The 25,401-nt window shown below is 69.5% G+C and carries 28 protein-coding genes and 1 pseudogene; 26 read left to right on the forward strand and 3 right to left on the reverse strand.

The features are described 5' to 3' along the window. The 9 genes from pgsA (at position 1) to dapF (ending at position 7,466) form a co-directional block, all read left to right on the forward strand. On the forward strand, positions 1-648 hold the full coding sequence (pgsA, locus tag OVA02_RS07495; RefSeq protein ID WP_056048101.1) for a CDP-diacylglycerol--glycerol-3-phosphate 3-phosphatidyltransferase: 648 nt from the start codon (positions 1-3) through the stop codon (positions 646-648). Beyond that, entirely contained in the window at positions 645-1,136 is a 492-nt protein-coding gene (locus OVA02_RS07500) for a CinA family protein (RefSeq protein WP_056048098.1), read from the forward strand. Before pgsA ends, OVA02_RS07500 begins: the two co-directional genes overlap by 4 nt. Before the next feature lie 149 nt (positions 1,137-1,285). Beyond that, positions 1,286-1,594 (forward strand): helix-turn-helix domain-containing protein, encoded by a 309-nt coding sequence (locus tag OVA02_RS07505; protein ID WP_056048097.1) that lies wholly within the window; start codon positions 1,286-1,288, stop codon positions 1,592-1,594. Between the two features lie 70 nt (positions 1,595-1,664). Beyond that, positions 1,665-1,889: a DUF3046 domain-containing protein gene (locus tag OVA02_RS07510; protein ID WP_056048094.1), complete on the forward strand. Its 225-nt coding sequence runs from the start codon at positions 1,665-1,667 to the stop codon at positions 1,887-1,889. A 294-nt stretch (positions 1,890-2,183) separates the two neighbouring features. Beyond that, complete coding sequence (gene recA, locus OVA02_RS07515) at positions 2,184-3,245, forward strand: recombinase RecA (RefSeq protein ID WP_056048091.1); 1,062 nt, start codon at positions 2,184-2,186, stop codon at positions 3,243-3,245. Next, on the forward strand, positions 3,242-4,063 hold the full coding sequence (locus OVA02_RS07520; RefSeq protein ID WP_267659546.1) for a regulatory protein RecX: 822 nt from the start codon (positions 3,242-3,244) through the stop codon (positions 4,061-4,063). The genes recA and OVA02_RS07520 overlap by 4 nt, the downstream gene beginning before the upstream one ends. 37 nt (positions 4,064-4,100) lie before the next feature. After that, the gene (miaB, locus tag OVA02_RS07525) at positions 4,101-5,678 is read left to right on the forward strand and encodes a tRNA (N6-isopentenyl adenosine(37)-C2)-methylthiotransferase MiaB (protein WP_267659547.1); all 1,578 of its coding nucleotides are present in this window, start codon (positions 4,101-4,103) and stop codon (positions 5,676-5,678) included. Position 5,679: 1 nt separating this feature from the next. Then, positions 5,680-6,591 carry a tRNA (adenosine(37)-N6)-dimethylallyltransferase MiaA gene (gene miaA, locus OVA02_RS07530; RefSeq protein ID WP_267659548.1) on the forward strand — a complete coding sequence of 304 codons (912 nt, stop codon included), beginning with the start codon at positions 5,680-5,682 and terminating at the stop codon, positions 6,589-6,591. Next, a complete protein-coding gene (dapF, locus tag OVA02_RS07535; RefSeq protein WP_056048080.1) occupies positions 6,588-7,466 on the forward strand; it encodes a diaminopimelate epimerase in 879 nt (292 codons plus the stop codon). Before miaA ends, dapF begins: the two co-directional genes overlap by 4 nt. Positions 7,467-7,508: 42 nt before the next feature. On the opposite strand, the gene OVA02_RS07540 is transcribed toward dapF, so the two are convergent. Continuing rightward, the gene (locus OVA02_RS07540) at positions 7,509-8,129 is read right to left on the reverse strand and encodes a class I SAM-dependent methyltransferase (protein WP_123571781.1); all 621 of its coding nucleotides are present in this window, start codon (positions 8,127-8,129) and stop codon (positions 7,509-7,511) included. Positions 8,130-8,205: 76 nt separating this feature from the next. Here OVA02_RS07540 and hflX point away from each other — a divergent pair. Continuing rightward, a pseudogene (gene hflX, locus OVA02_RS07545) lies at positions 8,206-9,754 on the forward strand (GTPase HflX). 96 nt (positions 9,755-9,850) lie between these two features. On the opposite strand, the gene lexA reads toward hflX, so the two are convergent. Continuing rightward, positions 9,851-10,564: a transcriptional repressor LexA gene (lexA, locus tag OVA02_RS07550; RefSeq protein ID WP_192122620.1), complete on the reverse strand. Its 714-nt coding sequence runs from the start codon at positions 10,562-10,564 to the stop codon at positions 9,851-9,853. A gap of 272 nt (positions 10,565-10,836) precedes the next feature. Between lexA and OVA02_RS07555 the strand changes: the two genes are divergently transcribed. The 6 genes from OVA02_RS07555 to OVA02_RS07580 all read left to right on the forward strand — a co-directional run bounded on the left by OVA02_RS07555 (position 10,837) and on the right by OVA02_RS07580 (position 15,257). Continuing rightward, the gene (locus tag OVA02_RS07555) at positions 10,837-11,205 is read left to right on the forward strand and encodes a hypothetical protein (RefSeq protein ID WP_200412501.1); all 369 of its coding nucleotides are present in this window, start codon (positions 10,837-10,839) and stop codon (positions 11,203-11,205) included. 101 nt (positions 11,206-11,306) lie between these two features. Then, positions 11,307-12,392 carry a histidinol-phosphate transaminase gene (locus tag OVA02_RS07560; RefSeq protein WP_173152304.1) on the forward strand — a complete coding sequence of 362 codons (1,086 nt, stop codon included), beginning with the start codon at positions 11,307-11,309 and terminating at the stop codon, positions 12,390-12,392. Further along, the gene (gene hisB, locus OVA02_RS07565; RefSeq protein WP_056048065.1) at positions 12,389-13,006 is read left to right on the forward strand and encodes an imidazoleglycerol-phosphate dehydratase HisB; all 618 of its coding nucleotides are present in this window, start codon (positions 12,389-12,391) and stop codon (positions 13,004-13,006) included. The genes OVA02_RS07560 and hisB overlap by 4 nt, the downstream gene beginning before the upstream one ends. After that, entirely contained in the window at positions 13,003-13,641 is a 639-nt protein-coding gene (gene hisH / locus OVA02_RS07570; RefSeq protein WP_192122619.1) for an imidazole glycerol phosphate synthase subunit HisH, read from the forward strand. The genes hisB and hisH overlap by 4 nt, the downstream gene beginning before the upstream one ends. 66 nt (positions 13,642-13,707) lie before the next feature. Beyond that, on the forward strand, positions 13,708-14,454 hold the full coding sequence (gene priA / locus OVA02_RS07575) for a bifunctional 1-(5-phosphoribosyl)-5-((5-phosphoribosylamino)methylideneamino)imidazole-4-carboxamide isomerase/phosphoribosylanthranilate isomerase PriA (RefSeq protein WP_043596701.1): 747 nt from the start codon (positions 13,708-13,710) through the stop codon (positions 14,452-14,454). Continuing rightward, positions 14,454-15,257, forward strand: coding sequence for an SseB family protein (locus OVA02_RS07580; RefSeq protein ID WP_267659549.1), 804 nt, complete (start codon positions 14,454-14,456; stop codon positions 15,255-15,257). Before priA ends, OVA02_RS07580 begins: the two co-directional genes overlap by 1 nt. Before the next feature lie 57 nt (positions 15,258-15,314). Here the strand turns inward: OVA02_RS07580 and OVA02_RS07585 are convergent, their stop codons facing one another. Continuing rightward, complete coding sequence (locus OVA02_RS07585; protein WP_043596743.1) at positions 15,315-15,647, reverse strand: DUF1844 domain-containing protein; 333 nt, start codon at positions 15,645-15,647, stop codon at positions 15,315-15,317. A 378-nt stretch (positions 15,648-16,025) separates the two neighbouring features. On the opposite strand from OVA02_RS07585, the gene infC reads away from it, so the two are divergent. The 10 genes from infC to pheT all read left to right on the forward strand — a co-directional run bounded on the left by infC (position 16,026) and on the right by pheT (position 25,354). Next, positions 16,026-16,676 (forward strand): translation initiation factor IF-3, encoded by a 651-nt coding sequence (infC, locus tag OVA02_RS07590; protein WP_082060163.1) that lies wholly within the window; start codon positions 16,026-16,028, stop codon positions 16,674-16,676. A 3-nt stretch (positions 16,677-16,679) separates the two neighbouring features. Continuing rightward, positions 16,680-16,874, forward strand: a complete 195-nt coding sequence (rpmI, locus tag OVA02_RS07595; RefSeq protein ID WP_043596704.1) for a 50S ribosomal protein L35 — start codon at positions 16,680-16,682, stop codon at positions 16,872-16,874. Between the two features lie 30 nt (positions 16,875-16,904). Beyond that, positions 16,905-17,291 carry a 50S ribosomal protein L20 gene (gene rplT, locus OVA02_RS07600; protein WP_043596706.1) on the forward strand — a complete coding sequence of 129 codons (387 nt, stop codon included), beginning with the start codon at positions 16,905-16,907 and terminating at the stop codon, positions 17,289-17,291. 125 nt (positions 17,292-17,416) lie between these two features. Beyond that, entirely contained in the window at positions 17,417-18,217 is an 801-nt protein-coding gene (locus OVA02_RS07605) for a TrmH family RNA methyltransferase (RefSeq protein ID WP_159828623.1), read from the forward strand. A 129-nt stretch (positions 18,218-18,346) separates the two neighbouring features. After that, positions 18,347-19,084: an amino acid ABC transporter ATP-binding protein gene (locus OVA02_RS07610; protein WP_043596708.1), complete on the forward strand. Its 738-nt coding sequence runs from the start codon at positions 18,347-18,349 to the stop codon at positions 19,082-19,084. A gap of 103 nt (positions 19,085-19,187) precedes the next feature. After that, positions 19,188-20,051 (forward strand): glutamate ABC transporter substrate-binding protein, encoded by an 864-nt coding sequence (locus OVA02_RS07615; protein WP_056048049.1) that lies wholly within the window; start codon positions 19,188-19,190, stop codon positions 20,049-20,051. A gap of 75 nt (positions 20,052-20,126) precedes the next feature. After that, entirely contained in the window at positions 20,127-20,795 is a 669-nt protein-coding gene (locus OVA02_RS07620; RefSeq protein ID WP_267659693.1) for an amino acid ABC transporter permease, read from the forward strand. Beyond that, a complete protein-coding gene (locus OVA02_RS07625) occupies positions 20,792-21,709 on the forward strand; it encodes an amino acid ABC transporter permease (protein WP_082452458.1) in 918 nt (305 codons plus the stop codon). The genes OVA02_RS07620 and OVA02_RS07625 overlap by 4 nt, the downstream gene beginning before the upstream one ends. 94 nt (positions 21,710-21,803) lie before the next feature. After that, the gene (pheS, locus tag OVA02_RS07630) at positions 21,804-22,844 is read left to right on the forward strand and encodes a phenylalanine--tRNA ligase subunit alpha (protein WP_056048045.1); all 1,041 of its coding nucleotides are present in this window, start codon (positions 21,804-21,806) and stop codon (positions 22,842-22,844) included. After that, on the forward strand, positions 22,844-25,354 hold the full coding sequence (pheT, locus tag OVA02_RS07635; protein ID WP_267659551.1) for a phenylalanine--tRNA ligase subunit beta: 2,511 nt from the start codon (positions 22,844-22,846) through the stop codon (positions 25,352-25,354). Before pheS ends, pheT begins: the two co-directional genes overlap by 1 nt. Positions 25,355-25,401 lie beyond the last annotated feature (47 nt).

Consider the following 25,401-nt stretch of genomic DNA (forward strand, 5'->3'; position numbering starts at 1 on the left):
ATGAGCCACGACGACGCCTCCCGCCCGACGGCACCACGCTCGGCCTTCTCGTTCCGAGGGCGGGTGGCCTCGAGAGGGCCCGGGCCCGCCAGCACCGGCAACATCGCGAACGTGATCACCGTCGTGCGCATACTCATGGCGCCGCTGTTCATCGCCTGGTTGCTGATCGACGACGGGGCCGACGGCTCACTCCGCGTCTGGGCCGCTGCCCTGTTCGTCGTCGCGATCCTCACCGACAGCCTCGACGGCATGCTGGCCCGTGGCCTCGACCTCGTGACCGACTTCGGCAAGATCGTCGATCCGATCGCCGACAAGGTGTTGATCGGTGGCGCACTCGTCTCGCTCACCATCCTCGGTGAGCTGCCGTGGTGGGTCACCGCCCTCATCCTCGTCCGCGAGGTCGGCATCACCGTCTACCGCTTCGCCGTCCTGCGGGACCGGGTGATCCCGGCCTCCCGCGGCGGCAAGGTCAAGACCGTGCTGCAAGCCGTCGCGGTGACGCTGGCGCTCTTCCCCCTCTGGAACGTCGTCGGAGAAGGCATGCACTGGGTCAACGGCGTGCTCATGACGGCGGCCACGGTCGCCACCCTCGTCTCCGGGGCGGACTACCTGCGCGTGGCGATGAAGCACGGACGGACCGCCGCATGACCGTGGCTGCCGACCTCGTGGCCGAGTTGACGAGCAGGGGGCTGACGGTCGCCGTAGCCGAGTCCCTCACCGGCGGTGCCCTGGTCGCCGAACTCGTGTCCGTGCCCGGAGCCTCGGCCGTCGTCCTGGGCGGGGTGGTCGCTTACCAGACAGAGCTCAAGCACACGCTCCTCGGAGTCGATCCAGGACTGCTCGCGCGACACGGACCCGTGCATCCCGACGTCGCCGCGTCCATGGCCGTCGGGGTTCGGGATCGGTTGGCCGCAGGCGGTCACCCGGCCGACATCGGTCTCGCGACCACCGGCGTCGCCGGTCCCGACCCCCAGGGCGGTCACGCACCCGGAACGGTCTTCGTCGGTCTGGCGGTGCCCGGTGACGTCCGCGTCGCCGAGCTCTCGCTCGCGGGCGACCGGCAGGCCATCCGAAACGCCACCGTCTCCGAATCCCTCGCAGCACTCGATCGATGGCTGGTCGAGACGAGGGAATAGCCGGCGTTTCGGTCTCGTTACATCTCTCGAGTTCACAACAGGTGCACAGTCCCCGATGGCTACAGTCGTGGTCAGTCGGTCCGAGCACCACCCGCCGTCCCCCATCTGCAACCATCCCGGCAGATGGGTCGTCCCCGAAGGAGGGTCCCATGGTCCTGGTACGTCAAGAAATCGGCGACGTCCTTCGCGACTTCCGTCTGCAGAAGGGTCGCACGCTCCGTCAGGTCGCGAGCAAGGCCAGCGTCGCCCTCGGTTACCTCAGCGAGGTCGAGCGGGGTCAGAAAGAAGCGAGTTCCGAGATCCTCGCGTCCGTCGCGGACGCCCTCGAGACGCCCATCTCGGTCATCATGCGCGAGGTCGGTGACCGCATGGCCGTCATCGAGGGGCTGAACCGGATCCCCGACACGCTTCCGGACGACCTCGTCGCCGAGTTCGACTCCGACCTCGCGGTCCGCTGACCGTCCTTCGTCGCCACGAACGCCCCCGGCTCCCGCCGGGGGCGTTCGTCGTCCGGGGTACCCTCGTCTGATGCGCAAGAGCGAGTTCGCCCGGGCCGTCGAGGACGAGTTCGGAGAAGCCTACGGTCGGGTGGTCACCCGGGATCTCGTGATCCAGTCGCTCGGTGACAGGACCGCCGACCAGGCGATCGCGCAGGGCGAGTCACCCCGCGACGTGTGGCTCGCCCTCTGCGACGCCGAGGGCGTCCCCATGGGCCGTCGCCACGGTGTGGGGTTGCCCGAACCGACGGACTGAGGCGCAGTCCGGTCGGGCGTGTGTTCGACACGCCGAGGCCGATGGGTCGAACACCTGTTCGGACGGGTGGTAGCGTCCTCCACAAGGACGTGGACGAGCGAGTTCTGTACGTCGGGCCCCCACCGCCACTGCGATGTCGGAGGTGGCCCGTAGCGTTTCTCGCATCGACGTCCCGCGTCACCGGCACATGCCGGCGACACCAGCCTTGTCGTAGCGACGACGACCTTGCACTACCGGTCGGCGTCGACGCGACAGCCTACAGGCGCACGGACGACCACCACGAAGGAGAACGACATGCCCTCAGTTGAAAACCGCGAGAAAGCACTCGAGACGGCTCTCGCCCAGATCGACCGCCAGTTCGGCAAGGGCGCCGTCATGCGCCTCGGCAGCGACGAGCGTGCTCCCGTGGCGGTGATCCCCACCGGCTCGATCGCCCTCGACGTCGCTCTCGGCATCGGTGGCATCCCTCGTGGCCGCATCGTCGAGATCTACGGTCCCGAGTCGTCCGGTAAGACGACCCTGACCCTGCACGCCATCGCGAATGCCCAACGCAACGGCGGCATCGCTGCGTTCATCGACGCCGAGCACGCTCTCGACCCCGAGTACGCCAAGAAGCTCGGCGTCGACATCGACGCGCTGCTGGTCTCGCAGCCCGACACGGGTGAGCAGGCTCTCGAGATCGCCGACATGCTCGTCCGTTCGGGGTCGATCGACCTCGTCGTCATCGACTCGGTCGCCGCGCTCGTGCCGCGTGCCGAGATCGAGGGTGAGATGGGCGACTCGCACGTCGGTCTGCAGGCTCGACTCATGTCACAGGCATTGCGCAAGTTGACCGGTGGGCTCAGCCAGACCGGCACCACGATGATCTTCATCAACCAGCTGCGCGAGAAGATCGGTGTCTTCTTCGGCAGCCCCGAGACGACGGCCGGCGGAAAGGCGCTCAAGTTCTACGCGTCCGTACGTCTCGACATCCGCCGCATCGAGACGTTGAAGGACGGTACCGACGCGGTCGGCAACCGCACCCGCGTCAAGGTCGTCAAGAACAAGATGGCTCCGCCCTTCAAGCAGGCCGAGTTCGACATCCTCTACGGTGTAGGCATCTCGCGCGAGGGCAGCCTCATCGACTTCGGTGTCGAGCACGGCATCGTCCGCAAGTCGGGTGCCTGGTACACGTACGAAGGCGACCAGCTCGGTCAGGGTAAAGAGAACTCGCGCAACTTCCTCATCAAGAACGCCGCCATCGCTCAAGAGATCGAGCAGAAGATCCTCGCCAAGCTCGGAGTCGGTGGTGCCAAGCCCGTCGAAGCGCCCGTCGAGTCGATCGAGGCCAAGATCGCCGCTCGCAAGGGCGCATGACCACGCGCGACGACGACGCCACGGGGGCGGGTCCCGCTGTCGACGGCGTCGACAGCGGGCGGCTCGCGCCGGTCACGCCCCTCTTCGGTGTTGCAACCGGATCGTCGACGTCCGGCGAGAGGGTCGCTCCAGCGGCTTCGGACGCTCCGTCCCACGATTTCGAAGCCGGCCTGACGGCCATCAGCGCCCACTGGGTCGGCGACGCGTCCCCGCTGGCCTCGGAGGCCGACCACCCGTCCGCGCGAGGTTCTCGGGCGGGCGCGGCCGGTCGGCCCAAGGCCACCGGGTTCGACGATCAGCCCGATGACGGGCCGGAGGACCTCGAAGCGCAGAAGCGACGGGCGGAGAACGTCAGCCTGCACGCCCTCTCGCGCCGTGGTGTGTCCTCTCACGAGATGGAGAAGCTGCTTCTCTCGCGTGACCTCGATGAATCGGTCGTCGCCGACGAGATCGCTCGGCTCGAGCGGGTGGGCCTGCTCGACGACAGCGAACTGGCCGCGACCCTGGTCCGGTCGAAGCAAGAGCGCAAGGGGCTGGGCCGCGGGGCCGTCACGTCCGAACTCCGCGCCCGTGGAATCGATCCGTCGATCATCGACGAGGCGCTGTCCGACACGGACGACGACGAAGAGCAAGAACGTGCCGACGAATGGGCTCGCAAACGGGCCGGTTCGTTGCGCGGGCTCGACCGCGAGACGGCGGAGCGTCGTCTCAACGGGTACCTGATGCGCCGCGGGTACCGGTCCGAGGTCGTGCGTCGTGCCATCGAGAAGGCCCTGCCTCGGGGTGGCAGCGGTCGTGGCGGCGTCCGCTTCGAGTGATCGGCTCGGGGGTGGCGGCGATCTACACTGAGTCACCATGACGACGGTCGCCACCACCAGCATCCCCTCGCCCGTCGACGGCCCGGCCCGCACGTACGAGGTCCGTACCTTCGGGTGCCAGATGAACGTGCACGATTCGGAGCGGTTGAGTGGTTCACTCGAGGCGGCCGGCTACGTGGCCGCCGACGGAGCCGAGGCCGACATCGTCGTCATCAACACCTGCGCAGTACGCGAGAACGCCGACAAGAAGCTCTACGGGACCCTGGGGACCCTCGCCGGCCTGAAGAAGAAGCACGAAGGCATGCAGATCGCCGTCGGCGGGTGCCTGGCCCAGAAAGACAAGGACGTCATCCTCGACAGGGCGCCGTGGGTCGACGTCGTCTTCGGTACGCACAACATGGGTGCCCTGCCCACGCTGCTCGAACGCGCGCGGCACAACGACGAGGCCCAGCTCGAGATCCTCGAAGCGCTCGACGTCTTCCCTTCGACCTTGCCGACCAAGCGCGAGTCCACGTACAGCGGCTGGGTCTCGATCTCGGTCGGCTGCAACAACACCTGCACCTTCTGCATCGTCCCTTCGCTCCGAGGCAAGGAGAAGGACCGCCGCCCCGGCGACATCCTCGCCGAGGTCGGGGCGCTCGTCGACGACGGGGCCGTCGAGGTGACGCTGCTCGGGCAGAACGTGAACTCGTACGGTGTCGAGTTCGGCGATCGACTCGCCTTCGGCAAGTTGCTGCGGGCCGTCGGCGCGATCCCCGGGCTCGAGCGGGTGCGCTTCACCAGCCCGCACCCGGCGTCCTTCACCGACGACGTCATCGCCGCCATGGCCGAGACGCCCGCTGTGATGCCCCAGTTGCACATGCCCCTGCAATCGGGGTCCGACCGGGTGTTGCGGGCCATGCGACGCAGCTACCGCAGCGAGAAGTTCCTCGGCATCATCGATCGTGTGCGCGCGGCCATGCCCGACGCCGCGATCAGCACCGACATCATCGTCGGGTTCCCCGGCGAGACCGAGGACGACTTCGCCGAGACCCTCCGGGTCGTCGAACGATCCCGGTTCGCCTCGGCGTTCACGTTCCAGTACTCGGTGCGCCCCGGGACGCCCGCGGGCGAGATGGCCGACCAGATCCCGAAGGCCGTCGTCCAAGAACGGTTCGAGCGGTTGACGGCGGTTCAGGACCGCATCTCGGCCGAAGAGAACCGTCGCCAGGTCGGGCGTCCCGTCGAGGTCCTCGTGGCCACCGGCGAGGGGCGGAAGGACGCCTCCACCCACCGTCTCTCGGGTCGCGCCGAAGACAGCCGTCTCGTCCACTTCGAGGTGCCGACGGGTGCTGCCGTTCCACGACCCGGCGACGTCGTCAGCGTGAGGATCACCGACGCCGCGCCGTTCTACCTGCTCGCCGATGCGGTCGAGGGTCCCGAATCCCTCTACGAGGTCCGTCGCACGCGGGCGGGCGATGCCTGGGACGCCGCGCAGGCCGCCTCGTGCGGGGTGCCGTCCGGGGGTGACGCGACCCGCCCCTCCTCGGCTCGGCCGGCGAGGGTGAGCCTCGGTCTGCCCACGCTGCGGGTGGCGACGACGCCGATCTACAGCACGACCGACGACCTCCGCTGACGTGCTGGTCGCGATCGTCGGGGCGACCGGCACGGGGAAGTCCGCCTTCTCGCTGGACCTCGCCGAGGCACTGTCCGCCCGGGGCGAGGCGGTCGAGATCGTCAACGCGGACGCCATGCAGCTCTACCGGGGCATGGACGTCGGCACGGCCAAACTGCCGGTCGCCGAACGGCGAGGCTTCGCGCATCATCTCCTCGACGTCCTCGACGTCACCGACGAGGCGAGCGTCGAATGGTATCAACGCGAAGCCAGGGACCTCATCGACGGCATCGTCGCGCGCGGGGCGGTGCCGGTCCTCGTCGGTGGGTCCGGGCTCTACGTCTCGAGCGTGTTGTTCGACTTCCGGTTCCCCGGCACCGACCCTGCGATCCGGAGTCGCTACGAGGCGATCGCCCACGAGCAGGGGCCAGGGGCGCTGTACGACTTGTTGAGAGAGCGCGATCCGGCGTCCGCCACGTCGATCGGGCCCTCCAACGCCCGACGTCTCGTCCGGGCGCTCGAGGTCGGGGACCTCACCGGCCGTCCCCTCTCGGGAACGCTGCCCGAGAAGTCGTCACCGTGGCGGCCGTCGATCGTCTTCGGCGTGGCCGAGGAGCGCCCCGTGCTCGTCGAACGTCTCGACCGACGCGTCGACCAGATGTGGCGAGACGGCCTCGTCGACGAGGTGCGGGGTCTGCTTCCCCTCGGGCTCGAGCGAGGGGTCACGGCGAGCCGGGCGATCGGTTACGCGCAGGCCGTCGCCCAGATCCGGGGTGAGCTCGGCGAGGGGGACGCCATCGATGCCACGGCAGCCCTCACCCGTCGCTACGCCCGCCGCCAGGCGAGCTGGTTCCGCCGGTACGACGACGTCGAGTGGTCCCGCTCGGGCGACGCCCAGGCGGTCGACCGGGCCGTGGCTAGAATCCTGGGGTGACCACCACGCTGCAGTTCACCAAGGGGCACGGCACGGGCAACGACTTCGTCTTGTTCACCGATCCCGATGCGGGCACCGACCTGAGCCCTGCCATGATCCGGGCCCTGGCGGACCGGAGGTTCGGGGTGGGCGGGGACGGGGTCATCCGTGCGGTCCGCACGGCGGCGTTGTCCACCGAGGCGGGCCTGCTCGAGACCGAGCCCCGCGCCGAGTGGTTCATGGACTACCACAACGCCGACGGCAGCCCGGCCGAGATGTGCGGCAACGGCATCCGTGTCTTCGCGCGCTACCTCCTCGAGCGGGGGCTGGTGCAGCTGGGCGAGGACGACGTGCTCGTCGTCGGCACACGGGCCGGCGCGCGTGAGGTGCGTCGTGACGGCACGGGCTTCCGCGTCGACCTGGGGCCGTGGAGGCTCGGCGACGACGATCCGGTCGTGCGGGCGCGCGAGCTGCACGCGGCGCGTCCCGGCCTGCCGATCTCGGTGGGCAACCCCCACGTGGTGGTGGCACTCGCCGGCGACGACGAACTGGACGGTCTCGACCTGACCTACGTGCCGATCGTCGACCCGGCCCCGGCCGACGGGGCGAACGTCGAGTTCGTGGTCCCGGCGGACCCGCTCGTGGTCGACGGGCTGGGTCGCATCCGCATGCGTGTCCACGAGCGGGGCAGCGGCGAGACCCTGTCGTGCGGCACCGGTGCGGCAGCGGCCGCCCTGGCGACGCGGTACTGGGCAGGAGCCTCGGCACCCGAGGCCTGGTTGGTCGAGGTCCCCGGCGGCGTCGTGGGCGTGTCGGTGAGTCATCACGCCGATGGTGAGCACGTCTCGCTCAGTGGGCCGGCCGAACTGGTCTTCACCGGCGCGCTCGAGCTCTGAGCCGCGCCGGGGGCGGCGTCCAGACCTCGGCGAGAAGTCCGATCAGTCGGCGTCGGTGAGTCGCTCGGCGCGCAGTATCCGGTATCCCTTGCTGGTGGAGGCGCGGGTCACGTCCACGACGCCGGTCATGGTCTCGTTCATCCAGCGCTGCAGGGAGTCGGCCCCCAGGTTCTTCTGCACGACCAGCCACGCGTCCGACCCCGCGTCGAGGCGGGGGAGCCACCGTTCGAGCAGGGAGTGCAGCTCGGCCTTGCCGACCCGGATCGGCGGGTTCGACCAGATCGTCGCGAAGCGCAGATCGTCGGGAACACCGTCGGGGGTCACGGCGTTGACGTTCTCGAGGCCGACCGACCGCGCGTTCTCGCGCACGAGGTCGAGCACTCTCTCGTTCACGTCGACGGCCCAGACCGTCGCGTCGGGTGACGACAACGCGAGGCTCAGTGTGATGGGGCCCCACCCGCACCCGACGTCCAACAGATGGCCCGCCCTCGGCGGCGTCGGCGTGCCCCCCAGCAGGACCGAGGTGCCCGGGTCGACGCGGCCGGGGCTGAAGACGCCGGCAGCCGTGGTCAGGGTCAGCTCCCGGCCCGCGAGGACGACCTCGATCGTCCGGGGCTTGGCCGCGCTGCCGGGCTGGGGGGAGAAGTAGTGCTCGCTGGCCATGGTCGCCAACCTACCGAACATCGGGCAGGGCCTCGCTCCCTGCTCTCCGCACACCGAAAGGGTTAGTATCACCCCGATGACAGACCACACCACGACCCCGCTCGATCCGGAGCGGAACGACCAGCCCGACGACGTCGTCGCGCGCGTGCTCGATCGTGCGGCCCAGAGGGCATCCGGCTACACCGTCTTCTCGCCGGCTCAGGCCATCCAGACCCGCTCGTTGCACCACGACGGCGACTCCGACGGCGATCAGTCCGAGCGCGACGACCGCCAGGCCCTCCGCCGCGTGGCGGGCCTGTCGACCGAACTGCAGGACGTCACCGAGGTCGAGTACCGCCAGTTGCGCCTCGAGAACGTCGTCCTGATCGGCGTCTACTCGCAGGGGTCGATGGCGGATGCCGAGAACTCCCTCCGCGAGCTCGCTGCCCTGGCCGAGACGGCGGGGGCGGTCGTGCTCGACGGACTGCTGCAGCGACGGCCGAACCCGGACCCGAGCACCTACCTGGGCAAGGGCAAGGCCGAAGAACTGCGCGGAACGGTCGCGGCCCTCGGCGCCGACACCGTCATCGCCGACACCGAGCTGGCCCCCAGCCAGCGACGGGCCCTCGAGGACGTGGTCAAGGTCAAGGTGATCGACCGCACGGCCGTCATCCTCGACATCTTCAGCCAGCACGCCAAGAGCCGGGAGGGCAAGGCGCAGGTCGAACTGGCCCAACTCGAGTACCTCCTGCCCCGTCTCCGCGGTTGGGGCGAGTCGATGTCCCGCCAGGCCGGTGGACAAGTCGGAGGCGCGGGTGCCGGAATGGGCAGCCGCGGGCCCGGTGAGACCAAGATCGAGCTCGACCGGCGCCGCATCCACACCCGCATGGCCCGGCTCCGCAAGCAGATCAAAGAGATGAAGCCTGCCCGCGACGCCAAGCGGGCCAACCGTGACCGCAACGAGGTGCCCACCGTCGCCATCGCCGGATACACGAACGCCGGGAAGTCCAGCCTCCTGAACCGGTTGACGAGCGCGGGCGTCCTCGTCGAGAACGCGCTGTTCGCGACCCTGGACGCGACGGTCCGCAAGAGCGTGACGGCCGACGGTCGTCCCTTCACGTACGCGGACAACCGTCGGATTCGTGCGGAACCTCCCTCACCAGCTGGTCGAGGCATTCCGATCGACGCTCGAGGAGGTCGAGGCGTCCGACGTCATCGTGCACGTCGTCGACGGGTCGCACCCCGACCCCGCCGCCCAGCTCGCCACCGTCCGTGACGTCATCGCCGAGGTCGACGGTCGTGACATCGCCGAGATCGTCGTCTACAACAAGAGCGACCTCGTCGACGACGACCAGCGTCTCGTCCTGCTCGGGCTCGAGCCGACGGCGGTCTTCGTCTCGGCACGGACGGGTGAGGGCATCGACGAGCTGCTGGCCCGCATCGCAGCCGTCCTGCCCGAACCCGAGATCGAGCTCGACCTGTTGGTGCCGTACGACCGCGGCGACGTCGTCTCCCACCTCCACGACTCGGGCCGCATCGTCAGCACGGACTACGAAGAAGAGGGCACCCGCGTCCACGCGCGTGTCTACCCGAGTGACGTCGCCGGGCTCACGCCCTACGTGGCTCCCGTGGGCGTGGGGCGCTGACGCCGAGCCGCACGTCCTCGAACGACGAAGCGCCGACCACCTGTGGTGGTCGGCGCTTCGTCGTTCGCGGGGCGGGTCGCCACCGTCGAGAAGAGATCAGACGGAGCGCAACACGGCGACGACCTTGCCGACGATCTGCGCATGGTCGCCGACGATTGGTTCGAACGCGCTGTTCCGGGGAAGCAGCCAGGTGTGGCCGTCTCGCTGGCGGAACACCTTGACGGTCGCTTCGTCGTCGAGCATGGCCGCGACGATGTCGCCGTTCTCGGCGTCCTGCTGCTGCCGCACGACGACCCAGTCCCCGTCGCAGATGGCCGCGTCGATCATCGAGTCGCCGACCACCCGCAACATGAACAGTTCGCCCTTGCCGACGAGTTGACGCGGCAGGGGCATCACGTCCTCGATCTGCTGCTCGGCCGTGATGGGGATGCCGGCGGCGATCCGTCCGACCATGGGGACGTGAGCCGTGTCGCCGTCGTCACTCGTCGTGAAGACGGTGGCCGGGGCGACCGCCGGCGCCGTCGCGTCCACGAGGACCTCGAGGGCTCGGGGTCGGTTCGGGTCACGGCGGATCTTGCCGGCGAGTTCGAGCTGGTTCAGCTGGTGCGTGACGCTCGACAGGGACTTGAGGCCGACGGCGTCGCCGATCTCGCGCATGCTCGGGGGATAGCCGCGGTGTCCGATGCTCTCGGTGATCGCGGCGAGGATCGACGCCTGCTTCGCCGTCAACTCCTTGCGGGGGAGGACGCCCGGATCGAGCTGACGGGGGGCGTCGGTGGCCGCCTGCGGGGTGCGCTTCGGGTCGCTCATGGGTCTCCTGCCGTCGATGTCGGTGGTCCCTGTTTGACTCCTACCACCGATCGAAACCGTATCCGATCGGGCGGTGTCGACAAAACACATGTTCGAGTGTGTCGCGTTATCGCTTCCCGATCCACAGCGATTCCGTCCTGCGATACCCGTCGCGGGGGTTGAAAGCCTCGGCAATCGAATGTATGTTCGGAACACGTCTTCGTGCCCGGCATTCCCGGCCGAGTGCCGGGCACGAACTCGTCCCCTGTCTTCCACGGTGAAAGGACCACCTCATGAGCGTCACCTCAGCATCAGCAGTTGCGTCCCCCGTCGACTCGACCCGAGTCGTGCGCACGCGTCTGCGCATCACCCGGCGGGGCCGCGCGGTCGTCGCCGCGCTCGTCGCGGTCCCGCTCGTCGTCGTGGCGGGTGCGCTCGTCCTCAACGGTGGCGGCGCCGTCGCGTCCGACACGACGGGTCGCGCGGACTTCCAGCACGTGACCGTCGACGGTGGCGAGACGCTCTGGCAGGTCGCGTCCGAGATCGACCCCGACGCCGATCCTCGCGACGTCATCGCCGACCTCGTCTCGCTCAACAACCTGCCGAGCGCCGAGGTCTCCGCCGGGCAGAGCCTCGCCGTCCCCGCTCAGTACGCTCGCTGAACTGCCGTCGCCGACGAGGTGGGTGGCCCGGCCCACTGACATCGTGTTCGTTCGGTGGCGACCGACCCGACACACCGTCGGCCCGCCCGTACGATGGTGGGGTGTCCTTCAGTCTCGACGACCTGCCCATCCGTGACGACCTCCGGGGGCTGACGCCCTACGGCGCTCCCCAGAAAAAGGTCCCGGTCGCTCTCAACGTCAACGAGAACACGCATCCCATCCCCGAGGACGTCGCTCGCGACATCGTCGAGTCGGTGGCCCGGGCGGTCCTCGACGTCAACAGGTACCCCGATCGTGAGTTCACGACGCTGCGCGATTCGCTGGCGGCCTACCTCGGGCACGATCTGACCCGCGACAACATCTGGGCGGCGAACGGCTCCAACGAGGTCATCCAGCAGCTCCTCCAGGCCTTCGGAGGCCCGGGCCGCTCCGTCCTGGGGTTCCCCCCCACGTATTCGATGCACTCGATCATCGCCACGGGCACCGGCAGCCGGTGGATCGAGGGTCGTCGTGACGAGGGGTTCCGCATCTCGCCCGAGACCGCGATCTCCGAGATCGAGCGCACCCGTCCCGACATCGTCTTCTTCTGCGGACCGAACAACCCCACGGGCACCCCTCTCGATCTCGCCACGATCGAGGCTGCCTACGACGCGACGGACGGCATCGTCTTCGTCGACGAGGCCTACGCCGAGTTCATGCCGGCCGACCAGCCGACGGCACTGACCCTCCTGGCCGGCCGCGAACGTCTGGTCGTGTCCCGCACGATGAGCAAGGCGTTCGCGTTCGCCGGTGCCCGGGTCGGCTACCTGGCCGCGCACCCGGCCGTGGCCGACGCGCTGCGTCTGGTGCGCCTCCCGTACCACCTCTCGTCCCTGACGCAGGCGGCGGCCGTCGCAGCGCTCTCGCACGCCAGCGAGATGCTCGCCATGGTCGACGACATCAAGGCCCAGCGTGATCGCATCGTGCACGAGTTGACCGAGCTCGGGTACGAGCCGTGGCCCACCTGGTCGAACTTCGTCCTCTTCGGCGGGGTCGACGATCCGACCGACGTCTTCGAGCGCCTGCTCGAGCGGGGCGTCATCGTCCGCAACCTGGGCATCCCGAACCACCTGAGGGTCAGTGCGGGCACCGAGGCCGAGACCACCGCGTTCCTCGAGGCGCTCCGCGACATTAGGCTCTCTTCGTGACCGAGACGACCCGCGCCGCCCGTACCGCTTCCCTCTCGCGCGAGACGAGCGAGTCCAGCATCGCCCTCGCCCTCGACCTCGACGGTTCGGGCCGATCGACGATCGACTCGTCGGTGCCGTTCTTCGACCACCTCCTGACGGCGTTGTCGAAGCACTCCCTGATCGACCTCGAGGTCACCGCGAAGGGCGACACGCACATCGACGTCCACCACACCGTCGAAGACATCGGCATCACGTTCGGCACCGCGCTGAAGCAGGCGCTCGGCGACAAGTCGGGCATCTCGCGCTACGGTGACGCGCTCGTCCCGCTCGACGAGGCCCTCGTGCAGGCGGTCGTCGACGTGTCGGGGCGTCCGTACCTCGTCCACACGGGCGAGCCGGAGGGGTTCGAGTACCACCTCATCGGCGGGCACTTCACCGGCTCGATGGTCCGCCACGTCTTCGAGGCGATCACCTTCCACGCCGGCATCACCGTGCACGTCCGCGTGCTGGGCGGGCGTGATCCGCACCACATCGCCGAGGCCGAGTTCAAGGCGTTCGCCCGGGCGCTCCGCCAGGCGGTCCAGCCCGACCCGCGCGTCAGTGGCATCCCGTCGACGAAGGGTGCCCTGTGACCGGCGCGCGTCCCTCCGTCGTCGTCCTCGACTACGGCAGCGGCAACGTCCACTCGGCCGTCAAGGCCCTCGAGTTGGCGGGTGCCGACGTCGAGCTGACGTCCGATCGCGCCCGGGTGCAGGCGGCCGACGGCCTCTTCGTCCCCGGCGTCGGTGCGTTCGCAGCCGTCATGAGCCAGCTCGAGTCCGTCCGCGGTGGTGAGCTGATCGACCGACGGTTGGCCGGCGGGCGTCCGGTCATGGGCATCTGCGTCGGCATGCAGGTCTTCTTCGAGGGCGGCGTCGAACGCGGCAACAGCACCGGTGGCCTCGGGGCGTGGCCCGGCGTGGTCGACGAACTGAAGGCCGACGTCCTGCCGCACATGGGCTGGAACACCGTCGACGTTCCCGAGGGCAGCGTGCTCTTCGACGGGGTGGCCGACGAGCGGTTCTACTTCGTCCACTCGTTCGCCGCACAAGAGTGGTCCCTCGACGTGATCCGACCCTTCGCCGAACCGCACGTCACGTGGGCCGACCACGGCGGCCGTTTCGTCGCCGCCGTCGAGAACGGCCCGCTCTGGGCGACGCAGTTCCACCCCGAGAAGTCGGGCCGGCCGGGCATCCGGCTGCTCTCGAACTGGCTCGGCACCCTCTGACCCCGGCGCGACCGACCCGATCGCGCCTCCTGACCCTGCGGTGCCCGGCGCCGTGAGAGAGACGACATGAGCGAGTTCTGCACCACCCCCGCCCTGACCCTGTTCCCCGCCGTCGACGTGGCGGGCGGTCAGGCCGTGCGCCTGACCCAGGGTGAGGCCGGCAGCGAGACGAACTACGGCGACCCGGTCTCGGCAGCCGACGACTGGGCGAGCCAGGGCGCCGAATGGCTGCACCTGGTCGACCTCGACGCCGCCTTCGGGCGCGGAGACAACCGCGCCGTCATCAAGAGGGTCATCAAGCAGGTCAAGGGCGTCAACGTCGAGCTCAGCGGTGGCATCCGCGACGACAAGTCCCTCGAGGACGCGTTGAGCACCGGCGTGAAGCGCATCAACCTCGGCACCGCGGCCCTCGAGAACCCCGAATGGGCCGCCCACGTCATCGCCGAGTACGGCGAGGCGGTGGCCGTCGGGCTCGACGTCCGGGGCACCACGCTGGCGGCGCGGGGTTGGACCGAAGAGGGCGGCGATCTCTGGACCGTCCTCGCGCGGCTCGAAGAGGCCGGCTGTGCGCGCTACGTCGTGACCGACGTGACTAAGGACGGCACGCTCCAGGGTCCCAACGTCGACCTGTTGCGTCAGGTGATGGAGCACACCGATCGTCCGGTGATCGCCTCGGGGGGCATCTCGAGCCTCGACGACCTCGTGGCTCTGCGTGAGCTCGTGCCGCAGGGGCTCGAGGGCGCCATCGTCGGCAAGGCGCTCTACTCGGGAGCCTTCACCCTCGGCGCAGCCCTCGACGTCGCGTCGAACTGATGACGACCGCGCCGGGCGGACCGGGGCACGCACACGACGATCCCGGTCCCGGCGGAGACAGCGCCGGGCGTCCGTGGGCCGGGCGAACCTTCGACCATCACGACACGGCGCACGCCGGAGACGACGGGTCCGCCGACCCGGACCTGCTCGACGCCCTCCTCGGGTTCCGCGAGGGGCGGCTCGGAGAGAGCGACGTCGTCGACGCCCTCCGTCCGGCGCGCCTGCTCGTGCCTCTGGTCGCCGTGGCGGGGGACGAAGGTCTCGACGACCACGATCGCCGCGTCGACAAGACGCAGGAGCTCTCCATCGTCACGGTCTCCGGTCCGGACGGCCGGGACGTGTTGCCGGCATTCACCTCGGTCGAGACCTTGACGCGGTGGCGCCCCGCTGCCCGACCGGTGCCGGTGGAGGCTCGGCGCGTGGCCCTCGCGGCCGCCTCGGAGTCGACCGACCGCATCGTGGTCGACCCCGGATCGATCACCGAGTTCGGTCTGCGTCGTCCGGCCGTCTGGGCCGTCGCGCAAGACCTCCCGTGGGTGCCGAGCCACCACGACGAAGACGTCCTGCGCGCGTTCCTCGACGCGTCACGTGACGAGGAGGCGCTGGTCAGCCTGGTCGTCGCGCCCGGCTATCGAGACGCCCGGCTCGGTGCCCCCGAGATCGTCGTCCAGCTGGGCGTGGCGCCGGGTCTGGACCGCGACGCCCTGCACGCGTTGCTGCAGCGACTGCAGGCGGCCTGGGCCGCCGATCCGGTGATCGCCGACCGGGTCGACAGCATGTCGGTGAAGGTCGTCCCGGGCTGAGGACGAGCCGTCCGTCAGGGTGCGGGAGCCGGACGCGCGGTACGGGGGACGCGCCGTTCAGTTGACGGGGCCGGTGTACTTCTCGCCGGGGCCCTGGCCGATCGCGTCGGGGATGGCCGACGCTTCACGGAAGGCGAGTTGCAGCGATCGCAGGCCGTCGCGGAGCGCCCGGGCGTGCTGGTCGCCGATCTCGGGTGCGCTGGCGGTCACGAGTCCGGCGAGGGAGGTGATGAGCTTGCGGGCCTCGTCGAGGTCGGTCTGTCGCTGCGGATCGTCGGCCAGGCCGACCTTCACCGCGGCGGCGCTCATCAGGTGGACGCAGACGGTGTTGATGACCTCGACCGCGTTGACGTCGGCGATGTCACGGGCGGCGTCGTCACCGAAGTGCAGATCGTCCTCGAACCGCGCCGTCGCGGGGGAGGTGTCGGGCGACGTGGCCGGTGCCGGATCGCCGAAGCGGGCGTCGGGAATGGGTGCGTCGTCGGGGGAGTGGCTCACGAACTGATCCTCTGCTAAACTCGTCCAGGCTCGGAGCGTCTGCTCCGTGCGAAAGTGGAGATTCTCCCACCCGCGCTTGACCGTTAGACAAGGTTACCGGGTTGTTGGCACCCCGTTCGATCAGCACCACCGTTCCACCTCGTTCCTCGTCAGAGGCATCGGGCAGACGGTGATCGAGCAGCCAGGGTGCGGTGTGATGCGTCGTCAGACGGTGCCCGCACGAAACTCCTCTTTCTCTGGCGAGGCCGTCCGGCCCCGCCAGATGCAGAAATGACGACAGAGGAGTTCCGCATCAGCGATCCCCGTACGAACGACCGTATCCGCGTCCCCGAGGTCCGCCTCGTCGGGCCCGCAGGTGAGCAGATCGGCGTCGTTCCCATCGCCATGGCCCTGCGTCTCGCCGCAGAGGCCGAGCTCGACCTGGTCGAGGTGGCCCCCAACTCGAAGCCTCCCGTGGCCAAGATCATGGATCACGGAAAGTTCAAGTACGAGGCTGCGCAGAAGGCGAAAGAAGCCCGTCGCAACCAGGCGAACACGATCCTCAAAGAGGTCCGTTTCCGCCTGAAGATCGACAAGCACGACTACGAGACGAAGCGCAAGCGCGCCGAGGGCTTCCTCCAGGGCGGCGACAAGGTCAAGGCCATGATCCTGTTCCGTGGTCGCGAGCAGTCGCGTCCCGACCAGGGTGTCCGCCTGCTCCAGCGCTTCGCCGAAGACGTCTCCGAGTGGGGCAGCGTCGAGTCGACGCCCACCATCGACGGCCGCAACATGGTGATGGTCATCGGCCCGCACAAGAACAAGTCCGAGGCCAAGGCCGAGGCAGAAGCTCGCAAGGCGGCCAACAAGCCGCCGAAGCACCCGACGTCCGACGAGGTCCCGGCCGATGCACCGGCCGAGCGACCGACAGAAGAAAGTAAGTAAGACATGCCCAAGCAGAAGACCCACTCCGGCGCCAAGAAGCGCTTCAAGGTCACCGGTTCCGGCAAGATCATGAAGCAGCAGGCTGGCATGCGCCACAACCTCGAGGTGAAGAGCGCCAAGCGCAAGGCTCGCCTGAACCAGGACCAGGTGCTCGCTCCCGCCGACGCCAAGGTCGCCAAGAAGCTTCTCGGTCACTGACCGCTGACACGAACGTAGAGGAACAAGAAAATGGCAAGAGTCAAGAGAGCGGTCAACGCCGCCAAGAAGCGTCGCGTCATCCTCGAGCGTGCCGAGGGTTACCGCGGTCAGCGTTCGCGCCTGTACCGCAAGGCCAAAGAGCAGGTCACGCACTCGCTCGTCTACTCGTACCGTGACCGTCGTGCGCGCAAGGGCGAGTTCCGTCGTCTGTGGATCCAGCGCATCAACGCCGCGTCGCGTGCGAACGGCCTGACCTACAACCGCCTCATCCAGGGTCTGTCCCTGGCCGGCGTCGAGGTCGACCGTCGCATCCTGGCCGAGCTGGCCGTCAACGAGCCCGCCACGTTCGCGTCGCTCGTCGCCACCGCCAAGGCCGCGCTGCCCGCCGACACCTCGGCCCCCAAGGTCGCCGCGTAGTCGCACCCGCACCACCCTCGAGGCCCGACGGCCCGACACCCACCCCGGTGTCGCCGTCGGGTCTCGTGCGTCCGCGGCAGGCGGTGGTCCTCGTGCGGCATCATGGACGGGTGCCCCACGACTCCCTGCTCGACAATCCCCGTTCACCCCGAGTCCGGGCGGTGGCCAAGCTCTCGAAGCGCGACGCTCGCACCGAGACCCGCACGTTCCTGCTCGAAGGGCCGCAGTCCGTCGGTGAGGCCCTGGCCTTCCGGCCCGAGCTGATCGTCGAACTCTTCGGCACCCCGACGGCTCTCGAGCGTTACCCCGAGGTGGCGGTCGCCGCCGGGGCGGAGGGCATCGACGTCCAGTTCGTCACCGAGCCGGTGCTCGAGGCCATGGCCGACACGGTCACGCCACAGGGCATCGTCGCCGTCTGTCGGCAGTTCCCCACGTCGGTCAAGGACGTCTTCGCCGCCGAGCCGAAGCTCGTCGTGATCCTCGAGGAAGTCCGCGACCCCGGCAACGCGGGCACCATCATCCGGGCCGCGGACGCCGCGGGTGCCGACGCCGTCATCATGACCGGTCGCAGCGTCGACCTCTACAACCCCAAGGTCGTCCGGTCCACGACGGGTTCGCTGTTCCACGTGCCGGTCGCCGTGGGCGTCGAGTTGCCGGCGATCGTCGACCGGTGTCGTGAGATCGGCCTCCAGGTGCTCGCCGCCGACGTCAAGGGAGACGACCTGCTCGCCGCCCGCACCGAGGGCGTGCTCGCCGAGCCGACCGCCTGGCTCTTCGGCAACGAGGCCCGGGGTCTCACCGACGCCGACCTCGCGCGTGCCGACCGCACCTTGGTCGTGCCCATCTACGGTCACGCCGAATCGATGAACCTCGCGACGGCGGCCTCGGTGTGCCTCTACGAGAGCGCCTTCGCCCACCGCGGCTAGCGCCTCCTCGTCTCGCAGGAGGCGCGGGTCGGGTCGGGCACTCTGGTCGCGGTGGGACGCGTCGTTTCGTTTTCATTAAGAATCCACTGTGAATTTGACCCCGACCTGGGGGTCTGTTTGTGTGGGCGCATGGAACCCCTCGTCGTGGTCGACCACGTCAACAAGCACTTCGGTGACCTCCACGTCCTGAAGGACATCACCACGACGGTGGGCAAGGGTGAGGTGGTCGTCGTGATCGGCCCGAGCGGTTCGGGCAAGTCGACCCTCTGCCGGGCGATCAACCGCCTCGAGACCATCGACGACGGCGTCATCACGATCGACGGCACGCGTCTGCCCGAAGAAGGTGCGGCTCTCGCCCGCCTGCGCGCCGACGTCGGCATGGTGTTCCAGAGCTTCAACCTCTTCTCGCACAAGACCATCCTCGAGAACGTCATGCTGGGCCAGCTCAAGGTGCGGAAGCGCACCAAGGCCGAGGCGCGCGAGCGGGCGATGCAGTTGCTCGAGCGGGTCGGCGTCGCGAACCAGGCCGACAAGATGCCGTCCCAGCTCTCGGGCGGGCAGCAGCAGCGTGTCGCGATCGCCCGGGCACTGGCGATGGACCCCAAGGTGATGCTCCTGGACGAGCCCACCAGCGCACTCGACCCCGAGATGATCACCGAGGTGCTCGACGTCATGGTGCAGCTCGCGAAGGACGGCATGACGATGATCGTCGTCACCCACGAGATGGGGTTCGCGCGCAAGGCCGCCGATCGCGTCGTCTTCATGGCCGACGGTCAGATCGTCGAAGAGGCGACGCCCGAGAAGTTCTTCACCGACCCCCAGTCGACCCGCGCCCAGGACTTCCTCGCGAAGATCCTCACGCACTGAGCGGGCGCGGCCGAGTCCGCGACCCGTTCCCCGGCACCCGAACAGCCGGCCCACGACACCCGATCGCCGCCCGGCGTCCGGGTCACCCAGCAAGGAGATCAGAATGCGACTCAGCAAGGGATTCGTCGCCGTAGCCGCAGCAGCCGCCGTGGTCCTCGGCCTCTCGGCCTGCACCGACTCGTCGGCCCCGGCCGTCGACGTCGAGACGCCGGCCGACTTCGCCGAAGGCAGCACCATGGCCCGCCTCGCCGACGCCGGTGAGATCACCATCGGCACCAAGTTCGACCAGCCGCTGTTCGGCCTGGCCAACCCCGACGGCGTGCCCGAGGGCTTCGACGCCGAGATCGGCAAGCTCGTCGCCGCGAAGCTCGGCATCGAAGCCGACAAGATCACGTGGGTCGAGACCGTCTCGGCCAACCGCGAGCCGTTCATCCAGAACGGCCAGGTCGACCTCGTCATCGCGACCTACACGATCAACGACGATCGCAAGAAGGTCGTCTCGTTCGCCGGCCCGTACTACACGGCCGGTCAAGACCTGCTGGTGCTCGACGGCAACCCCGAGGGGATCGAGTCCGCCGACGACCTGGCCGGCAAGAAGGTCTGCACCGTCAGCGGCTCGACCAGCGAGAAGAACGTGGCCGAGTACACCACCGACATCCTCGCCACCGACACGTACTCGAACTGCCTCGAGCCCCTCCGCACCGGTGCGGTGTCGGCCGTGACGACCGACAACGTCATCCTGGCCGGCCTCGCCGACCAGAACGAGGGCGAGTTCGAGGTCGTGGGGGAGACCTTCACCGAGGAGCCCTACGGCATCGGTCTGGCCCTCGACGACACCGACTTCCGCATGTTCGTCAACGACACGCTCCAGGACGCCGAGGACGACGGCACCTGGGACGAGCTGTGGGAGAAGACCGCGGGCAAGGTGCTCGACACCCCGACGCCCCCCACGATCGACCGCTACTGACACCGCGCGGGCACCCGGGGCGACCAGCCCCGGGTGCCCGCGTCCTGCCCCGACCGAAGGACCCTGTTGAACCCCTTGGACGTCATCCCCGGCTTCGACGCCGTGACCGACAACTGGCCCCGCTTCTGGGACGGCTTCGTCACGACGCTCCAGCTGCTCGTTCTGTCGGGCCTCGGGGCCCTCGTGATCGGTTTCTTCGTCGCGGCTCTGCGCATCTCGCCCGTGGCGTCCTTCCGCACGTTCGCGACGGTCTACACCGAGGCGCTGCGCAACATCCCGCTCACGCTCGTGCTCTTCTTCTGCGCCTTCGTCCTGCCGTACCTCGGAGTCGACTTCGGCACGTACTTCCCGTTGGCCGTCATCGGCTTGACGGCGTACACCTCGCCGTTCGTCGCGGAGGCCATCCGGTCGGGCATCAACGGCGTCCCCGTCGGGCAGGCCGAGGCGGCCCGCAGCATCGGCCTCGGCTTCGGCCAGACGCTCGGCCACGTGATCCTCCCGCAGGCCATGCGCATGGTCGTGCCCCCACTGATCAACGTCTTCATCGCCCTCACCAAGAACACCTCGGTGGCCGGTGGTTTCTTCGTGGCCGAACTCTTCGCCGCGGGGCGCTACATCGCGAACGATCGTGGTGACGCCGTCATCACGACGCTGCTCGCCGTGGCGTCCTTCTACCTGCTCGTCACCATCACGCTCGGCCGTCTCGCCGCCGTGGTCGAGAAGAAGGTCGCAGTCCTCCGATGAGCACCTCCGTCCTCTACGACGCCCCGGGGCCGAGGGCCCGCCGCACCTCGCGGATCATCTCGGTGGTCGGCGTCGTGCTCGTCCTGGCCCTGGTCGCCTACCTCGTCTACCTCCTCGGCCGCCCCCGCATCAGCGCGAACGGTGCCGAGAGTCCCGGCGTGCTCGACGCGTCGCGGTGGGACATCCTCGGTGACCTCGCGCTCTGGCGGGCGATCGGTCGGGGCTGGTTGGCGACCATCCAGGCTGCGGCCGTCGCGTCGGTCCTCGCGGTGGTCATCGGCGTCCTCTTCTCGTTCCTCCGGACGGCGCGGTCCGCCTGGGTGCGCGTTCCCACGACGGTGCTGCTCGAGTTCTTCCGCGGCATGCCCGTCCTGCTGATGATGCTGTTCATCCTGTTGGTCTTCTCGACCGGCGCCTTCTGGGCCGTGGTCGCGGCGCTGGCGGTCTACAACGGGGCGCTCATCGGCGAGGCGCTGCGCGCGGGCATCGCCTCGCTGCCGAGGGGACAACGCGAGGCCGGCCTCGCGATCGGGCTCACCCCGATCCGTACGCGCTTCGCCATCGAGTTCCCGCAGGCCTTCCGTCAGATGCTGCCGATCATCCTGGCCCAGCTCGTCGTCCTGTTGAAGGACACCTCGCTCGGCTACATCGTCGGCTACGTCGAACTGACCCGGAGCGGTCTCACGCGTCTGGGCACCTATTACGGCAGCACGTACACGTTCACCCTCTTCGCGGTCGTCCTCGTCGTCTACCTCGCCACGAACCTCCTGCTCTCGTGGGTCGTCCGCGTCGTCGACCGACGGACGGGGCGGCGTGCGGTCGTCGCCAAGCGCCCGGGCACGCCGAAGGACCCGGGCATGTTCGGACGCGGTGGTCGCTACGAGTCCGACCACGTGTCGGGCCGCGCGACCTGACCCGGTCCGTCCACCCGATCCCAGCCCGCGCCTCCTCGTCCGTCACGACCAGGAGGCGCGGGTCGCCTCCCAACGATCGCTAAGCTTGGTTCTCGTGTCAGACTCCGTCCCCCTCTCCGAAGACGCCGTCGCGTCGGCGGTCGACGCCGCCCTCGCGGCGATCGCCACGGCGGCCACCGTCGCCGAGCTCAAGACCGCCCGTGCCCAGCACGTCGGCGAGGCCTCGGTGCTGGCCCGCCTGAACGCCGGTCTGCGCGATCTGCCGAACGACCAGAAGGCGGCGGCGGGCAAGCTCGTCGGTCAGGCCCGGGGCCGGGTCGGTCAGGCCGTCGCCACGCGCGAGGCCGAGCTGGCCGTGATCGAGGAGTCCGCGCGGCTCGAGGCCGAGGCCGTCGACGTCACGGCTCTGCCGTCGCGCCGTCGCGCCGGGGCCCGCCATCCCCTGACCTTGCTGCAAGAGCGCATGGCCGACCTGTTCGTCGGCATGGGGTGGGAGGTCAACGAGGGCCCCGAACTCGAGCACGAGTGGTTCAACTTCGACGCCCTGAACTTCGACGCCGACCACCCGGCCCGGGCCATGCAGGACACGTTCTTCGTCGACCCCGTCGACCGTCACCTGGTGTTGCGCACGCATACGTCGCCGGTGCAGATCCGCACGCTCCTCTCGAAAGAGCTGCCGGTCTACAACGTCGCGCTGGGCCGGGTGTTCCGCACCGACGAGCTCGATGCGACGCACACGCCCGTCTTCACCCAGCTCGAGGGCATCGCCGTCGACGAGGGCCTCACCATGGCGCACCTGCGCGGAACCCTCGAGCATCTCGCCCGCTCGATGTTCGGCGCCGAGGCGCAGATCCGGCTGCGCCCCAACTACTTCCCCTTCACCGAGCCCAGCGCCGAGATGGACGTCTGGCAGCCGAACGCCAAGGGCGGCGCACGGTGGGTCGAGTGGGGCGGTTGCGGGATGGTCAACCCGAACGTGCTGCGGGCGGCCGGCATCGACCCCGAGCGCTACCAGGGTTTCGCCTTCGGCATGGGCATCGAGCGCACCCTCCAGTTCCGCAACGACCTCAACGACATGCGCGACATGGTCGAGGGTGACGTCAGGTTCAGCGAGCAGTTCGGGATGGTGGTCTGATGCGGGTTCCGCTGAGTTGGCTCGGTGAGTTCGTCGAGCTGCCGGGCGATGTGTCGCTCGAGAGCGTCCACGCCGCCCTCGTGTCGGTCGGGTTCGAAGAAGAAGACGTCCACGTCGGCGACGTGACCGGGCCCCTCGTGGTCGGTCAGGTGCTCGAGTTCACGCCCGAGCCGCAGAAGAACGGCAAGACGATCAACTGGTGCCAGGTCGCCGTGGGCCCGAACGCCTCGACCGAGCCCGATGACGTCCGCGGCATCGTCTGCGGTGCCCACAACTTCGTCGTCGGCGACAAGGTCGTCGTGTCGTTGCCCGGTGCGGTGCTGCCCGGGCCGTTCCCGATCGCCGCCCGCAAGACCTACGGGCACGTCTCCGACGGCATGATCGCCTCGTCCCGCGAGCTCGGCCTCGGCGACGAGCACGACGGCATCCTCGTCCTCTCGTCGCTCGGCCTCGATCCCGAGGTCGGCACGGACGCGATCGAGCTGCTCGGCCTCGACGAGGCCGCGGTCGAGATCAACGTGACGCCCGACCGGGGCTACGCCTTCAGCATCCGGGGGGTGGCCCGCGAGTACTCGCACGCCACCGGGGCGACCTTCCGCGACCCCGCGTCGCTCGTCTCTCCGACCCCGTCGTCCGGCTTCCCGGTCGTCGTGGACGACCAGGCCCCCGTGCGCGACCGGGTCGGCGTGCAGACCTTCACCACCAAGGTGGTCCGCGGCATCGACGCGACCCGTCCGACCCCTCCGTGGCTCGCGTCGCGCTTGCGACTGGCGGGGGTCCGCAGCATCTCGCTGCCGGTCGACGTCACGAACTACGTCATGTTCGAGCTCGGCCAGCCGATCCACGGCTACGACCTCGACAAGGTCAGTGGTGGCCTCTCGGTCCGCCGGGCCGCACCGGGCGAGCGCCTCGAGACCCTCGACGGCCAGGTGCGCGACCTGCACGCCGAGGACCTCGTGATCGCCGACGAGTCGGGTGCCGTCGGCCTGGCCGGCGTCATGGGCGGCGCCTCGACCGAGATCGGCGCCAGCACGACCGACGTCCTCGTCGAGGCCGCGACCTTCGACCCCACGTCGATCGCCCGCACCGCCCGCCGCCACAAGCTGCCGAGCGAGGCGTCCAAGCGCTTCGAGCGCGGTGTCGACCCGCAGGTGGCCGAGGCAGCCGCCCAGCGCGTGGTCGACCTGCTCGTCGAGCTCGCCGGCGGCACGTCCGACGCGCTCGGGTCACGGTGGGACGCCTCCACCCCTCCCGACACGATCACCCTGCCGGTCGATCGAGCCGCCCGCCTCATGGGCGTCGACTACACGGACGACGAGGTCTCCGGTGCCCTCACGGCCATCGGGGCGAGCGTCGAGCGAGCTGGTGACGACTGGCTCGTGACCCCGCCGACCTGGCGCAGCGACCTGGTCGACTCCGCGTCGCTCGTCGAAGAAGTCGCTCGCATCACGGGTTACGACCGCATCCCCTCCGTCCTGCCCGTCGCCCCGGCCGGTCGTGGGTTGTCGCGCGAGCAGCAGCTGCGTCGGCAGGTGTCGAACGGGCTCGCCGCGGCCGGCTCGACCGAGGTCGCCGCGTACCCGTTCGTCTCCTCGGCCCAGAACCTCGCCTTCGGCTCGGCCGACGGCACCGGGCTGCCCGCCGTCCGACTCGCCAACCCCCTCGACTCGGCAGCGCCCGAACTCCGTCGGTCACTGGTGCCGGGGCTGCTCGAGGTCGCCCGTCGCAACCTCGGTCGCGGTCTCGTCGACCTCTCGGTGTTCGAGGTGGGCACGGTCTTCCTGCCTGACGAGGGCGTCGTCTACGGCAGCGACGAGGTCCCCTTCGGGGCCGCCCGCCCCGACGACGCCACGCTGGGCGCCCTTGCCGACGCCCTGCCGCTCCAGCCGCGACACCTCGGCCTCCTGACGGTCGGCACGGTCGTCGATCGCGCCCCCGGGCAATCCGCCGTCCCGGCGTCCCTCGCCGACGTGCTCGACGCCGTGCGCGTCGCGGCGTCGGCCGTGGCCGCCGAGGTCACCTTCCGACAGGCCCGGCACGTCTCGCTGCACCCGGGCCGCACGGCCGAGGTGCTCGTCGGCGACGAGGTCGTGGGCATCGCGGGCGAGCTGCTGCCCAGCGTGGCTGCCGAGCTCGACCTGCCTCGGGTGGTCGCCGTGGCCGAGCTCGACCTCGACCGCCTCATCGACCTCGCCGTCGCCGAGCCGGCCACCTCGGCCCTCTCGTCCTACCCCGCGGCGACCCAAGACCTCTCCCTCGTGGTGGGCGTCGACGTCCCCGCGGGCGACGTGCTCGCGACCGTGCGCGAGGGTGCGGGCCCCCTGCTCGAGACGGTCCGGCTGGTCGACGACTACCGAGGTGCCGGGTTGCCCGACGCGTCGAAGTCGCTCACCTTCGCCCTGCGCTTCCGGGCCGGAGACCGCACCCTCACCGCGGCCGAGGCCTCCGAGGCCAAGTCCGGCTCCGTCCGCCTGGCCGGCGAGCGATTCGGGGCGGCGCTCCGCGACTGACACTCGCCCGGCGCCGCCGCCCCTGATCCCAGGCCGAATTCGAACAT

This window comes from Frigoribacterium sp. SL97 (genome assembly GCF_026625765.1).
GTDB lineage: Bacteria > Actinomycetota > Actinomycetes > Actinomycetales > Microbacteriaceae > Frigoribacterium.

Coding starts and splice junctions, on each gene's coding strand:
- OVA02_RS07505 (WP_056048097.1), top strand. CDS start 1,286: ATGGTCCTGGTACGTCAAGAAATCGGCGACGTCCTTCGCGACTTCCGT.
- lexA (WP_192122620.1), bottom strand. CDS start 10,564: ATGAGCGACCCGAAGCGCACCCCGCAGGCGGCCACCGACGCCCCCCGT.
- OVA02_RS07500 (WP_056048098.1), top strand. CDS start 645: ATGACCGTGGCTGCCGACCTCGTGGCCGAGTTGACGAGCAGGGGGCTG.
- recA (WP_056048091.1), top strand. CDS start 2,184: ATGCCCTCAGTTGAAAACCGCGAGAAAGCACTCGAGACGGCTCTCGCC.
- OVA02_RS07610 (WP_043596708.1), top strand. CDS start 18,347: ATGGAACCCCTCGTCGTGGTCGACCACGTCAACAAGCACTTCGGTGAC.
- priA (WP_043596701.1), top strand. CDS start 13,708: ATGAGCGAGTTCTGCACCACCCCCGCCCTGACCCTGTTCCCCGCCGTC.
- OVA02_RS07625 (WP_082452458.1), top strand. CDS start 20,792: ATGAGCACCTCCGTCCTCTACGACGCCCCGGGGCCGAGGGCCCGCCGC.
- OVA02_RS07615 (WP_056048049.1), top strand. CDS start 19,188: ATGCGACTCAGCAAGGGATTCGTCGCCGTAGCCGCAGCAGCCGCCGTG.
- pgsA (WP_056048101.1), top strand. CDS start 1: ATGAGCCACGACGACGCCTCCCGCCCGACGGCACCACGCTCGGCCTTC.
- rplT (WP_043596706.1), top strand. CDS start 16,905: ATGGCAAGAGTCAAGAGAGCGGTCAACGCCGCCAAGAAGCGTCGCGTC.
- OVA02_RS07520 (WP_267659546.1), top strand. CDS start 3,242: ATGACCACGCGCGACGACGACGCCACGGGGGCGGGTCCCGCTGTCGAC.
- OVA02_RS07555 (WP_200412501.1), top strand. CDS start 10,837: ATGAGCGTCACCTCAGCATCAGCAGTTGCGTCCCCCGTCGACTCGACC.
- OVA02_RS07510 (WP_056048094.1), top strand. CDS start 1,665: ATGCGCAAGAGCGAGTTCGCCCGGGCCGTCGAGGACGAGTTCGGAGAA.
- pheT (WP_267659551.1), top strand. CDS start 22,844: ATGCGGGTTCCGCTGAGTTGGCTCGGTGAGTTCGTCGAGCTGCCGGGC.
- infC (WP_082060163.1), top strand. CDS start 16,026: ATGACGACAGAGGAGTTCCGCATCAGCGATCCCCGTACGAACGACCGT.
- OVA02_RS07580 (WP_267659549.1), top strand. CDS start 14,454: ATGACGACCGCGCCGGGCGGACCGGGGCACGCACACGACGATCCCGGT.
- OVA02_RS07540 (WP_123571781.1), bottom strand. CDS start 8,129: ATGGCCAGCGAGCACTACTTCTCCCCCCAGCCCGGCAGCGCGGCCAAG.
- rpmI (WP_043596704.1), top strand. CDS start 16,680: ATGCCCAAGCAGAAGACCCACTCCGGCGCCAAGAAGCGCTTCAAGGTC.
- miaB (WP_267659547.1), top strand. CDS start 4,101: ATGACGACGGTCGCCACCACCAGCATCCCCTCGCCCGTCGACGGCCCG.